At 63.9% G+C, this 12,663-nt stretch carries 12 protein-coding genes; all 12 read left to right on the plus strand.

Annotated features, from left to right (window positions below):
• Positions 1–21 precede the first annotated feature (21 nt).
• The 12 genes from aroA (at position 22) to KJQ96_RS11800 (ending at position 12,568) form a co-directional block, all read left to right on the plus strand.
• A complete protein-coding gene (gene aroA, locus KJQ96_RS11745) occupies positions 22–1,359 on the plus strand; it encodes a 3-phosphoshikimate 1-carboxyvinyltransferase (protein ID WP_213286763.1) in 1,338 nt (445 codons plus the stop codon).
• Entirely contained in the window at positions 1,356–1,988 is a 633-nt protein-coding gene (cmk, locus tag KJQ96_RS11750) for a (d)CMP kinase (RefSeq protein WP_057844776.1), read from the plus strand. Before aroA ends, cmk begins: the two co-directional genes overlap by 4 nt.
• 428 nt (positions 1,989–2,416) lie before the next feature.
• A complete protein-coding gene (gene rpsA / locus KJQ96_RS11755) occupies positions 2,417–4,120 on the plus strand; it encodes a 30S ribosomal protein S1 (protein ID WP_213286764.1) in 1,704 nt (567 codons plus the stop codon).
• Positions 4,121–4,450: 330 nt separating this feature from the next.
• The gene (gene sppA / locus KJQ96_RS11760; protein WP_213286765.1) at positions 4,451–5,431 is read left to right on the plus strand and encodes a signal peptide peptidase SppA; all 981 of its coding nucleotides are present in this window, start codon (positions 4,451–4,453) and stop codon (positions 5,429–5,431) included.
• Between the two features lie 171 nt (positions 5,432–5,602).
• A complete protein-coding gene (locus KJQ96_RS11765) occupies positions 5,603–5,908 on the plus strand; it encodes an integration host factor subunit beta (RefSeq protein ID WP_057844774.1) in 306 nt (101 codons plus the stop codon).
• A gap of 71 nt (positions 5,909–5,979) precedes the next feature.
• Positions 5,980–6,372 (plus strand): lipopolysaccharide assembly protein LapA domain-containing protein, encoded by a 393-nt coding sequence (locus KJQ96_RS11770; RefSeq protein WP_213286766.1) that lies wholly within the window; start codon positions 5,980–5,982, stop codon positions 6,370–6,372.
• A 62-nt stretch (positions 6,373–6,434) separates the two neighbouring features.
• On the plus strand, positions 6,435–7,094 hold the full coding sequence (locus tag KJQ96_RS11775) for a phosphoribosylanthranilate isomerase (protein ID WP_213286767.1): 660 nt from the start codon (positions 6,435–6,437) through the stop codon (positions 7,092–7,094).
• Complete coding sequence (trpB, locus tag KJQ96_RS11780; RefSeq protein ID WP_213286768.1) at positions 7,091–8,308, plus strand: tryptophan synthase subunit beta; 1,218 nt, start codon at positions 7,091–7,093, stop codon at positions 8,306–8,308. Before KJQ96_RS11775 ends, trpB begins: the two co-directional genes overlap by 4 nt.
• Positions 8,305–9,141, plus strand: a complete 837-nt coding sequence (gene trpA, locus KJQ96_RS11785) for a tryptophan synthase subunit alpha (protein ID WP_213286769.1) — start codon at positions 8,305–8,307, stop codon at positions 9,139–9,141. Before trpB ends, trpA begins: the two co-directional genes overlap by 4 nt.
• Positions 9,142–9,298: 157 nt before the next feature.
• Complete coding sequence (gene accD, locus KJQ96_RS11790) at positions 9,299–10,240, plus strand: acetyl-CoA carboxylase, carboxyltransferase subunit beta (RefSeq protein ID WP_213286770.1); 942 nt, start codon at positions 9,299–9,301, stop codon at positions 10,238–10,240.
• Complete coding sequence (locus KJQ96_RS11795; RefSeq protein ID WP_213286771.1) at positions 10,237–11,577, plus strand: folylpolyglutamate synthase/dihydrofolate synthase family protein; 1,341 nt, start codon at positions 10,237–10,239, stop codon at positions 11,575–11,577. Before accD ends, KJQ96_RS11795 begins: the two co-directional genes overlap by 4 nt.
• A 250-nt stretch (positions 11,578–11,827) precedes the next feature.
• Positions 11,828–12,568 carry a metallophosphoesterase gene (locus KJQ96_RS11800; RefSeq protein WP_213286772.1) on the plus strand — a complete coding sequence of 247 codons (741 nt, stop codon included), beginning with the start codon at positions 11,828–11,830 and terminating at the stop codon, positions 12,566–12,568.
• Positions 12,569–12,663: the final 95 nt, after the last annotated feature.

Below are 12,663 nucleotides of genomic sequence, written 5' to 3' on the forward strand. Positions count from 1 at the left end.
CCCCCGCAGAGGACCACCATCTTGACCCATTCAACCACCCAGACCCCGCTGGAATCCCGCGCCAGCGGTCCCTTGGCCGGGAAAGTCCGCGTTCCCGGCGACAAGTCGATTTCGCACCGCGCACTCATCCTGGGGGCGCTTTCGGTCGGCGAAACCAGGATCTCCGGCCTGCTCGAGGGCGAGGACGTCCTCAACACCGCCAAATCGATGCAGGCGCTGGGCGCCCAGGTCGAGCGAACCGGGCCGTTTGCCTGGCAGGTCAGGGGCGTGGGCGTGGCAGGCTGCGCCCAGCCGGCCTCCCCGCTCGATTTCGGCAATTCCGGTACCGGGTGCCGGCTGGTGATGGGGGCTGTGGCCGGCTGTCCGATCACGGCCGTGTTCGATGGCGATGCCTCGCTGCGCTCCCGTCCGATGCGCCGGATCCTCGATCCCCTGGAACTGATGGGAGCCAAGGCCGGGGAGACCAAGGAAGGCGGCCGCCTGCCGCTGACGCTGCATGGCGCCCGCGATCCCGTTCCGATCCTGTATCGCACGCCGGTAGCCTCGGCTCAGATCAAATCGGCGGTGCTGCTGGCGGGACTTGCCGCGCCCGGTGTCACGACCGTCATCGAGCAGGAAGCCAGCCGCGATCATACCGAACTGATGCTGAAACATTTCGGCGCAGATATCGTCTCAGTCAGGGAAGGCAGCCACGGCCGCAAGATCGCGCTCACCGGCCAGCCCGAACTGCATGGTGCCGAGGTCGTGGTGCCTGCCGATCCATCCTCGGCGGCATTTCCAATCGTGGCGGCGCTGATCGTCGGGGGCTCCGATGTGACCTTCTCCGACGTCATGACCAATCCGTTGCGCACCGGCCTGCTCACGACGCTGCGCGAAATGGGCGCCGCCATCGAGGAAAGCGAGGTTCGCGGCGACGCCGGCGAGCCGATGGCCCGCTTGCGCGTGCGCGCCTCAAAACTGCGCGGCGTCGAGGTGCCGCCGGAGCGCGCGCCCTCGATGATCGACGAATATCTGGTGCTCGCGGTCGCAGCCTCCTTTGCCGAAGGTACCACCATCATGCGCGGCCTGCAGGAACTGCGCGTCAAGGAGTCCGACCGGCTGGAGGCGACCGCCGACATGCTGCGCGTCAACGGCGTCAGGGTCGAAATCGCGGGCGATGATTTGATCGTCGAGGGCCGCGGCCACGTGCCCGGCGGCGGTCTCGTCGCCACCCACATGGACCACCGGATCGCCATGTCGGCGCTGGTGATGGGGCTTGCCGCCGACAAGCCGGTCAAGGTCGACGACACCGCCTTCATCGCCACCAGCTTTCCGGATTTCATTCCGATGATGCGATCGCTGGGAGCTGAGTTTTCATGATCATCGCGATCGACGGACCGGCGGCATCCGGCAAGGGTACGCTCGGCAAACGCCTCGCGCATCATTACGGCTATCGCCACCTTGACACCGGCGTGATCTATCGCGCGGTGGCGAAGGCGTTGCTGGACGAGGGTTTCGACCTGACGGACGAGGCGCGTGCAGTCGCTGTCGCGATGGAGCTTGATCCAGAGAAGTTCGGGCATCCCGAGCTGAAGACGCAACGGATTGGGGACGCCGCCTCAGTGGTGTCGGCGATCCCCAGCGTGCGCGAGGCGCTGGTCAATTTTCAGCGTCAGTTCGCGGCCGGTCCGCCGGGCGCCGTGCTCGACGGGCGCGACATTGGAACCGTGATCTGCCCGAACGCCGACGTGAAGATTTTCGTGGTCGCCGATCCGCAGGTGCGGGCCCGCCGACGGACGCTCGAAGCCCGCGCGCGGGGCGAGGAGGCCGATGAGGCGCTGGTGTTGGCCGATATCCTCAAGCGCGACGAGCGGGACCGCAATCGCGCTGCCGCGCCCCTCAAGGCGGCCGACGACGCCCATGTCCTGGATAATTCCAATCTCGACATCGAGGCCGGCGTTCGCGCCGCAATTGCCATCGTCGAGGCCGTCCGCGCCCAGCGGAAATAGCCAGGATTTGACCCGTCGCGGCGGCCCGAACCGCCTGTAAATCGGGCATTTCCGGCTTGCCGAAAATGGCCCGTGGGGCTATATCCACGGCCATCCGGGCCGCCATCGATGAGATCAGGGCCGTCCGAGCGGGCCGGCCGGAGGTTTGAACCTCCCGCCGTCATTGGAGGAAAGCCCGCTCCAGGTTCTTGAAGTCGATATGCTCGTTTCAGGCTCCGGATTTCTGACGCTACGCGCACTCTTCCGCTGAACCGGTACCCGCTTTTGCGGAATGCGCGACATCAAACGTATCGAACGTGCAGGCATGCTGCCGGCCCGCTTTTGCGCTCTCCGCAAATGCGGTCGTCAGGGTTTGCGGACCCCTGACACTTCACGCGCGATGCGCCCTGTAACCCGAACGGCCGGCAAGATTCCGCATTGGAGAACAAATGGCTTCGACTACTGCTGCTTCTTATAATCCGACCCGCGACGATTTCGCTGCGATGCTGGACGAGTCCTTTGCCGGCGGCAATCTGCAGGAAAGCTCCGTCATCAAGGGCAAGGTGGTTGCAATTGAAAAGGACATGGCCGTCATCGACGTCGGCCTGAAGACCGAGGGCCGCGTGGCGTTGCGCGAATTCGCCGGCCCCGGCCGCGAAAGCGAACTCAAGGTCGGCGACGAGGTCGAGGTGTTCCTCGATCGGATCGAGAATGCGCTCGGCGAAGCCGTGCTGTCGCGCGACAAGGCGCGCCGCGAGGAAAGCTGGGGTAAGCTCGAGAAGGCCTTCAACAACAACGAGAAGGTTCACGGCGTCATCTTCAACCAGGTCAAGGGCGGCTTCACCGTCGACCTCGACGGCGCTGTCGCCTTCCTGCCGCGCTCGCAGGTCGATATCCGCCCGATCCGCGACGTCGCTCCCTTGATGAACAACTCGCAGCCGTTCCAGATCCTCAAGATGGATCGTCGCCGCGGCAACATCGTGGTGTCGCGTCGCACGGTTCTCGAAGAGACCCGCGCCGAGCAGCGCCAGGAGCTGGTGCAGAACCTCGAAGAAGGTCAGGTGATCGACGGGGTGGTCAAGAACATCACCGATTACGGTGCGTTCGTTGATCTCGGCGGCATCGACGGCCTGCTCCACGTCACCGATATCGCCTGGCGCCGGGTCAATCACCCGACGGAAGTGCTGACCATCGGCCAGACCGTGAAGGTCAAGATCATCAAGATCAACCACGAGACCCACCGTATTTCGCTCGGCATGAAGCAGTTGCTGGACGATCCGTGGCAGGGCATCGAGGCGAAGTACCCACTGAACGCGCGGTTCACCGGCCGCGTCACCAACATCACCGACTACGGCGCGTTCGTCGAACTGGAGCCGGGCATCGAAGGTCTGATCCACGTCTCGGAAATGTCGTGGACCAAAAAGAACATGCACCCCGGCAAGATCGTTTCGACCTCGCAGGAAGTCGAAGTGCAGGTGCTCGAAGTCGATTCGGTCAAGCGCCGCATCTCGCTCGGCCTCAAGCAGACCATGCGCAATCCCTGGGAAGTCTTCGTCGAGAAGTTCCCGGTCGGTTCGGTGGTCGAGGGCGAGGTCAAGAACAAGACCGAGTTCGGCTTGTTCCTCGGTCTCGACGGCGACGTCGACGGCATGGTCCATCTGTCCGACCTCGACTGGAAGCTGCCGGGCGAGCAGGTCATCGACAACTTCAAGAAGGGCGACATGGTCAAGGCCGTGGTGCTCGATGTCGATGTCGAGAAGGAACGCATCTCGCTCGGCGTCAAGCAGCTCGAAGGCGATCCCTTCGCAGAACCCGGCGACGTCAAGAAGGGCGCGGTCGTGACCTGCGAAGTGCTCGAAGTGAAGGAAGCCGGCATCGAGGTGAAGATCTCGGGCACCGACTTCACCACCTTCATCAAGCGCTCCGAACTGGCCCGTGACCGCAACGATCAGCGCGCCGAACGCTTCGCCGTGGGCGAGAAGGTCGATGCCCGCGTGATCCAGTTCGACAAGAAGGCCCGCAAGGTGCAGGTCTCGATCAAGGCGCTGGAAGTTGCCGAAGAAAAGGAAGCCATCGCGCAGTACGGCTCCTCCGATTCGGGCGCGACGCTCGGCGATATTCTCGGCACCGCGCTCAAGAACCGCGAGAAGTAAGCGTTCGCTTATTGCCTGCGACATCAGGCCCCGGTTTCGACCGGGGCCTTTTTGTTTCCGTCGTCCCGGACAAGCCAACGGGGTCGCGCGAATGCGCGCCCGATGACAGGCTCCGCGCGATCGGGACCCATAACCACAGTGGATTGCATTGGGCGCGCTGGGGCCCCATCGAATGCGACAATCAGCACCTGTGGTTATTGGTCCCCGCGCGCGCGGGGACGACGAAGCCGGGCCTTGCTTTCTTCATATTGCATCGCAATTGATGTAATCAGGTAACGGTTCGCTCACGCTGCGACTGCAAAACGGGCTGATGTTTTCAGGAGAATTTCGATGTCGCTCGATTCGGACGTGATCGTCGATCGCCGCAGGATCCGCCGGAAGCTCACGTTCTGGCGTATCGTGGCTGGCCTGGTGACCATCGCGGCGATCGTCACCGCCGGCGCAATCGCGACAACGAGCGGGCCGGCTGCCCTGACGCCATCGGGATCGATCGCGCGCGTCAATATCGAAGGGCTGATCCGCAGCGATCAGAAGCGCGTCGAGGCGCTGGAGCGGCTGGAGAAATCGAGCCATGCTGCGGTTATCGTGCACATCAACTCGCCGGGCGGCACCACGGCAGGCTCCGAGCAGCTCTACGAGTCGCTGGTGCGCCTGAAGGCCAAGAAGCCGCTGGTCGTGGTGGTCGAGGGGCTGGCCGCGTCGGGCGGTTACATCTCGGCGATGGCCGCCGATCATATCGTCGCCCGGCAGAGCTCGCTGGTCGGATCGATCGGCGTGCTGTTTCAATATCCGAATTTCACCGAGCTGATGAAGACCGTGGGCGTCAAGGTCGAGGAGGTGAAATCCTCGCCGTTAAAGGCTGCGCCCAATGGTTTCGAGCCGACCAGTCCTGAAGCGCGCGCTGCGCTCGACGCGCTGGTAAAAGATTCCTATGCTTGGTTCCGCGGCCTGGTGAAGGAGCGGCGCGGCATGGATGAGGCGCTACTGGAAAAAGTCGCTGACGGGCGGGTCTTCACCGGTCGCCAGGCCGTCGAACTGAAACTGGTCGATCAGCTCGGCGATGAAAAAGCAGCCGTTGCATGGCTGGTCGCCGAGAAGAAGATCAAGAAAGATCTGCCGGTGCGCGATTACAAGCTGAATCCGCAGCTTGGCGACCTGACGTTTCTCCGAACGGCGGCTTCCATCGCGTTCGACGCGCTCGGATTGAGTTCCATTGCACGCCAGATTGAACAGGCCGGCCTCGCCCAGGCGGTCGATCAGCTCTCGCTCGACGGCATGCTGGCATTGTGGCGCCCCGCAGCCTCCAATTGAACCGCAGCGGCTGCCCTTCGCGACGTTCTCCCGCAGTGCGGGTGTTGTCACAAACCGCTTCCGGGCGGCTTGTCACGCCATTTCGCGCTGCCCAAAAGTGAATTAGCGTCTTGACAGTGCAAGGCATTTTCACGGAAATGGAAGTCCGCACGATCCCGGATCCCTACTTCGATGATCAAATCCGAACTTGTTCAGCGCATCGCCGAGCACAACCCGCACCTCTATCAGCGGGATGTGGAGAACATTGTGAACGCGATCCTCGATGAGATCGTCGCTGCCTTGGCGCGCGGCGACCGTGTCGAGCTGCGCGGCTTCGGCGCCTTCTCGGTCAAGCATCGCCCGGCGCGGGCGGGGCGCAATCCGCGTACCGGCGCTCATGTGCCGGTCGACCAGAAGAGCGTCCCGTTCTTCAAGACGGGCAAGGAAATGCGCGAGCGGCTGAACCGCGACAACGGCTCGCCCGAGGCCGGCGCGTAACCAATTTTTTCGATCTGTAGCCGTGTTGCGGGCCTCGTGCCCGCCTTTCTCCATCACTGCGAGAAATGGTCATGCGAAAGTTCTTCACGGCGCTGGTCGTCATTCCCTTAGGGCTGATCTTCGTCATTTTCGCCGTCGCCAACCGCCATTTCGTGACGGTGTCGTTCGACCCCTTCAATTCAAGCGATCCGGCGATCACGGTGCGGATGCCGCTGTTTGCCGTGATCATCACGGCGGCCATTCTGGGGGTGGCGGCGGGCGGCATGGCGACCTGGTTCCGCCAACGCCACTGGCGCCGCGCGGCGCGCCAGCATGAGGCGGATGCCCGCCGGGCAAGGGCGGAGGCGGCCGATTTACGAGCCGCGGCGGCAGTTTCCCGGGCGGATCAGCAGCGGCTTCCAGCGCCGTCCCAATATGGCTTCTACGGGGCCGCCGGGCGAGACAAGCAGGGCGCGACGTTGTAGAACCCGCCCCGTCGGCCCCTGTTCCATGCGGTTACGGGGCTATAATCCGTGTCCGAGAGACCATGTCCCTGCTCGTCAAAATTTGCGGCCTGTCCACGCGCGAGACGCTCGAGGTCGCGCTTGAGGCGGGTGCAGACATGGTGGGTTTCGTATTCTTCTCTCCGTCGCCGCGCCATCTCAGCCTCGAGAGCGCGCGCGAGCTCGGCCAGCAGGCCAAGGGCCGCGCCACCAAGGTGGCATTGACCGTAGATGCCGACGACGCGACGCTCGAAAATATCGCCGAGACGCTGCAGCCGGACCTGCTGCAACTGCACGGCAAGGAAAGCATCGCGCGGGTGCGCGACATCAAACAAAAATTCGGATTGCCGGTCATGAAGGTGATCGCCGTTGAAACCTCGGCCGATCTCGCCGCGCTGCCGGGCTATGCGAGCGTTGCAGATCGCATCCTGTTCGATGCTCGCGCTCCCAAGGGCGCCACCCGTCCAGGCGGGTTGGGGACGGTGTTCGACTGGCACGTTTTGGAGAAGCTCGATCTCCAATTGCCCTTCATGGTCTCCGGCGGGCTCAGCGCCAACAATGTCGCGGATGCCATTCGCGTCACCCGCGCCGGCGGCGTCGACGTATCCTCGGGCGTGGAAAGCGCGCCCGGTGTCAAGGATGCCGAGCTGATCCGCCATTTCATTCGCGCCGCGCGCGCCACCGAAGAATTGATGGTCCGATGAATCAACGCCTGCCCAATTCATTCCGCACCGGTCCCGACGAGCGCGGGCATTTTGGCAATTTCGGCGGCCGCTTCGTCGCGGAAACGCTGATGCCGTTGATTCTCGACCTGGAAAAGGCCTATGCGGCAGCCAAGGCCGATCCGTCGTTCCAGGCCCAGATGAACGGCCATCTCAAGGATTACGTCGGCCGGCCGTCGCCGCTCTATTTCGCCGAGCGGCTCACCGAGCATCTCGGCGGCGCCAAGATTTACCTGAAGCGAGAAGAGCTGAACCATACCGGCTCGCACAAGGTGAACAACGTGCTCGGCCAGATCATGGTCGCGCGCCGCATGGGCAAGAAGCGCATCATCGCCGAAACCGGTGCCGGCCAGCATGGCGTCGCCACCGCGACGCTGTGCGCACGCTTTGGTCTCGAATGCGTGGTCTATATGGGCGCGGTGGACGTCGCCCGTCAGGCGCCGAACGTGTTCCGCATGGAGATGTTGGGTGCCAAGGTCGTGCCGGTGCAGTCGGGCACGCGCACGCTGAAGGACGCGATGAATGAGGCGCTGCGCGACTGGGTCACCAACGTGCACAACACTTTCTATTGCATCGGCACGGTGGCGGGGCCGCATCCCTATCCGATGATGGTGCGCGACTTCCAGTCGGTGATCGGCGAGGAAACGCGCAAGCAGATGCAGGAAGCCGAAGGCCGTTTGCCGGATTCGCTGGTCGCCTGCATCGGCGGTGGCTCCAACGCGATGGGCCTGTTTCATCCCTTCCTCGACGACCCTTCCGTCGAAATTTTCGGCGTCGAAGCGGCCGGCCATGGGCTGACGCAACTGCATGCCGCCTCGATCGCCGGCGGCCGGCCCGGCGTTCTCCATGGCAACCGCACCTATCTCCTGATGGACGATGACGGCCAGATCCAGGATGCGCATTCGATCTCGGCGGGCCTCGACTATCCCGGCATCGGCCCGGAGCATTCCTGGCTGCATGAGACCGGCCGCGTCACTTACCTTTCTGCGACCGATGACGAAGCGCTTGCCGCCTTCATGCTGCTGTCGCGACTGGAGGGCATTCCACCCGCGCTGGAGTCTGCGCACGCGATCGCCAAGCTCACGGAGCTCGCGCCGAAGCGGCCGAAGGACCATCTCATGGTGGTCAACCTTTCCGGCCGTGGCGACAAGGACATTCCGCAGATCACGGAGATCTTGAAAGGCAGGAAGCAGTGACCACCCGCATCGACGCACTCTTTGCCGAGCTCGCAAAAGAAGGCCGCTCGGCGTTTGTCACCTTCCTGATGGCCGGCGATCCCGATCCCGCGACTTCGCTCGATATCCTCAAGGCGCTGCCCAAGGCGGGCGCCGACATCATCGAGATCGGCATGCCCTTTACCGATCCGATGGCGGACGGGCCATCGATCCAGGCCGCCGGCCTGCGCGCGCTCAAGAGCGGCATGACCCTGAGGAAGACGCTCGAGATGGTGCGCGGCTTCCGCGAGGAAGACAACACCACGCCGCTGGTGCTGATGGGCTATTACAATCCGATCTATATTTACGGGGTCGACAAGTTCCTTGCCGACGCCAAGACCGCCGGCGTCGATGGCCTCATCATCGTCGACTTGCCGCCGGAGGAGGACGATGAGCTCTGCATTCCCGCGCTGAAGGCCGGGCTCAACTTCATCCGCCTGGCGACGCCTACGACCGACGACAAACGCCTGCCCGCCGTGCTCGCGAACACTTCCGGCTTTGTCTACTACGTCTCGATCACCGGCATCACCGGCGCTGCGGCGGCCGATTCGAAGGTGGTCGGCGATGCGGTGGCCCGTATCAAACGCCACACCAAGCTTCCGGTGTGCGTCGGCTTCGGCATCCGCACCCCGCAGGCGGCGCGCGCGATTGCCGAGAAGGCCGATGGCGCCGTGGTCGGCACCGCCCTGGTCGATGCGTTGCGCGACAGCCTCGACACTCAGGGTCAGGCGACCGCCAAGACAGTGGCCGCGGTGGCCGACGTCGTGGCGTCGCTGGCGCAGGGCGTCCGGGGCGCGAAGCAGGCTGCGGAATAAGCCACAATTTACGTGGAAATAGGCGGGGCATGATCCGGAAAAGTGGAGACCGGTTTTCCGAAAAGATCATGGACAAACCAGTAGGCGGCGGCTTGCCGGGTCCAGGCCAGGCCGCCATATATCCAGTTAATGCGTCCTACCGCATTCGGAGCGAACCATGAATTGGCTCACCAATGTCGTCCGGCCCAAAATCCGCAGCATCCTGCGCCGCGAGACGCCGGAGAATCTGTGGATCAAGTGCCCGGATTCCGGGCAGCTCGTGTTTTACAAGGACGTCGAGGCCAACCAGTTCGTCATTCCCGGCTCGAACTATCACATGCGCATGGGCGCGGTGGCGCGGCTGAAGTCGATCTTCGACAACGAGACCTGGTACGACATCGCGCTGCCCGAAGTGACGGCCGATCCGCTGAAGTTCCGCGATGAACGCAAGTATGCCGACCGCATCAGGGACGCCCGCGCCAAGACCGGACTGAACGACGCCATCAAGGTCGGCTACGGCAAGCTCGAAGGCGCCGGCGTCGTCATCGCAGTGCAGGATTTCGATTTCATGGGCGGCTCGCTCGGCATGGCCGCGGGCGAGGCGATCGTGCGCGGGCTCGAACTGGCGGTGGAAAAGAAGTCGCCGTTCATCGTGTTCGCGGCTTCGGGCGGCGCACGCATGCAGGAAGGCATCCTGTCGCTGATGCAGATGCCGCGCACCACCGTCGGCGTACAGATGCTGCGGGAAGCGAAGCTGCCCTACATCGTGGTGCTGACCAATCCGACCACCGGCGGCGTGACCGCATCCTACGCCATGCTGGGCGACGTGCAGATTGCCGAACCCGGCGCGCTGATCGGTTTTGCCGGCGCGCGCGTGATCGAGCAGACCATCCGTGAAAAATTGCCGGAAGGATTCCAGCGCGCCGAATATCTGCTCGATCACGGCATGATCGACATGGTCGTGCATCGCCACGAGATGCGCTCGACACTGGCGCGGCTGTGCCGGCTCCTGACCAAATCGCCGCCGCTTGAGGTCGCATCAAAGCCTTTGCCTGAGGTCACAGACCCGGCCCAGATCGTCTCGGCCCCGGAAGCGGTGCCGGCTGCGCCCCACGCGTGAGCCTGCCTGCCGCCAGATCCCAGCCGCTCGGTGAATTGATCGCGCGGCTGTCTGCCTTGCATCCGAAGCGCATCGATCTCAACCTTGATCGTATGCACCGCCTGCTGGCGCGGCTCGATCATCCGGAGCGGCTGTTGCCGCCGGTGATCCATGTTGCCGGCACCAATGGCAAGGGCTCCACCATCGCCTATCTGCGCGCGATCCTGGAGGCTGCAGGCCTGCGCGTGCACGTCTACACCTCGCCCTATCTGGTCAGGATCAATGAATGCTTCCGGCTGGGCAAGAAGGGCGGCGGACGGCTGGCTGATGACGCCGAATTGCGCCGGGTGCTGGAGCATTGCGAGCAGTTCAACGCGGGCGATCCGATCACGATTTTCGAAATGGAGACCGTGGCGGCGTTCTGCCTGTTCGCGGAGCATGAGGCCGATGTCGTGCTGCTGGAAACCGGGCTCGGCGGAAGACTCGACGCCACCAACGTCATCGACCGGCCGGTCGCGACCGTGATCGCGCCAGTCAGCATGGATCATACAGAGTTTCTCGGTAACACGCTGACCGCGATCGCCGGCGAGAAGGCCGCCATCATCAAGCGCGGTGCGCCGGTGATCTGCGCGGAGCAGGCGCCGGAGGCGCTGGCGGTGATCGAGACGCAGGCCAACCGCATGCGCGCGTCGCTGCATGCTGCCGGGCAGCAATGGCATGTCGGTGTCGAGCGCGGGCGGCTGGTCTATCAGGACGAACGCGGCCTGATGGATCTTGCGGCGCCAAGGCTGTTCGGGCGGCATCAATTCGACAATGCCGGCCTTGCCATCGCCACGCTGCGCGCGATCGAGGCGTTCAGGATCGGAATGGCGGCGTTCGAGGCCGGCATCGTTGGCGCAGAATGGCCGGCGCGGATGCAGCGGCTAGTCTCGGGCGCACTGGTCGATCAGGGGCCGAAGGGTTGCGAGATCTGGCTCGATGGCGGACACAATGCGGAAGGCGGCCGCGTCGCTGCGGCCGCCTTAGGCGATCTCGAAGAGCGGGTGTCGCGGCCGCTGGTGGTGATCGCGGGCATGATGGCGAACAAGGATGCGACCGCGTTTCTCGCCAATTTCGCAGGACTGACGCGGCACATCGTGGCGGTGCCGATCCCCGGGCGCGACAACGCGATGACGCCGGACCGGCTGGCGGATGCGGCGCGCGCGCTCGGCATGCGCGTGGAGAATGCTGCAAGCGTCGAAGCCGCGCTGCACGCGCTCTCGCGTCTCGCCTACGAAGTGCCGCCGCGGATTCTGGTCACCGGCTCGCTCTATCTCGTCGGCCATGTGCTTGCCATCAACGGCACGCCGCCGGCATAGTATTCCCCAAAATTAAATGACCGCTGGAATCGCTTCCAGCGGCCGCCCGGGAAAAATATCGATTGCTTATGAAACTAGCCAGCCCCGGTCTCTGCAAAGACTAGCCAAGACGCCTGAGAGCTGCGAGTCGGAACCTTCGTTCCGCAATAGGAAGTAAGGATAATGTTGCAGGCTAGCTTCACCCAAATGAGGTAAATGGCGCAGCATCGTTCTTGCAGGCCGTACGACAATCATCAAAGCTGGAATCCGCATGCGTTTTGCCGCCATTGCCGACGTGCACGGAAATTACCTCGCGCTAGAAGCCGTCCTGGCCGACATCCGCGCGCTGGGCATTGGCGAAATCGTCAATCTCGGCGACATGGCGAGCGGACCGCTCGACGCGCGACGCACCATGGATGCGCTGATGGCGCTCGACGCCGTTCACGTACTAGGCAATCACGATCGGTATCTGATCGACCGGCCGCCGGAGAAGATGGGATCATGGGACCGGCCGGCGCACGCGCAGCTCGAAGAGCGCCATCTCGATTGGCTGCGCGCGGTGCCGAAGACGGCCGTGTTTCGCGATCGGGTCTTCCTCTGCCATGCAACGCCCGAACATGACGAGGTCTACTGGCTGGAAACGGTGTTGCCCGACGGCACCGTGCGAATGTCATCGCTGGATGCGATCGAGGAGAGCGCGCGGGGCGTCACGCAGTCCCTGATCCTCTGCGCGCACACCCATCTTGCCCGCGCGGTCAGGCTTCGCGATGGCCGATTGATCGTCAACCCCGGCAGCGTCGGCTCGCCCGGCTATCGCGACGTGCATCCCTTTCCGCACGTCGTCGAAGCCGGCACACCGGATGCGCGTTATGCGATCCTCGAACTTACTGACGGCGCCTGGCGCGTCACGTTTCGGCATGTGCCGTATGATCACGGCGCGATGGCCACGCTCGCGCAACGGAACGGTCAGGCCGAGCTCGCCAGCGCGCTGGCGACAGGATTGATCAGATAGCTCCTAAACCGGCACCGGTGCAGCCGATGCATGACTACGATGCGGAATACCGCCGCCTGAAGATAACCGGTCATCGGGGTTGGGCAGGAAGCGCG

This window comes from Bradyrhizobium sp. sGM-13 (assembly GCF_018398875.1).
GTDB lineage: Bacteria > Pseudomonadota > Alphaproteobacteria > Rhizobiales > Xanthobacteraceae > Bradyrhizobium.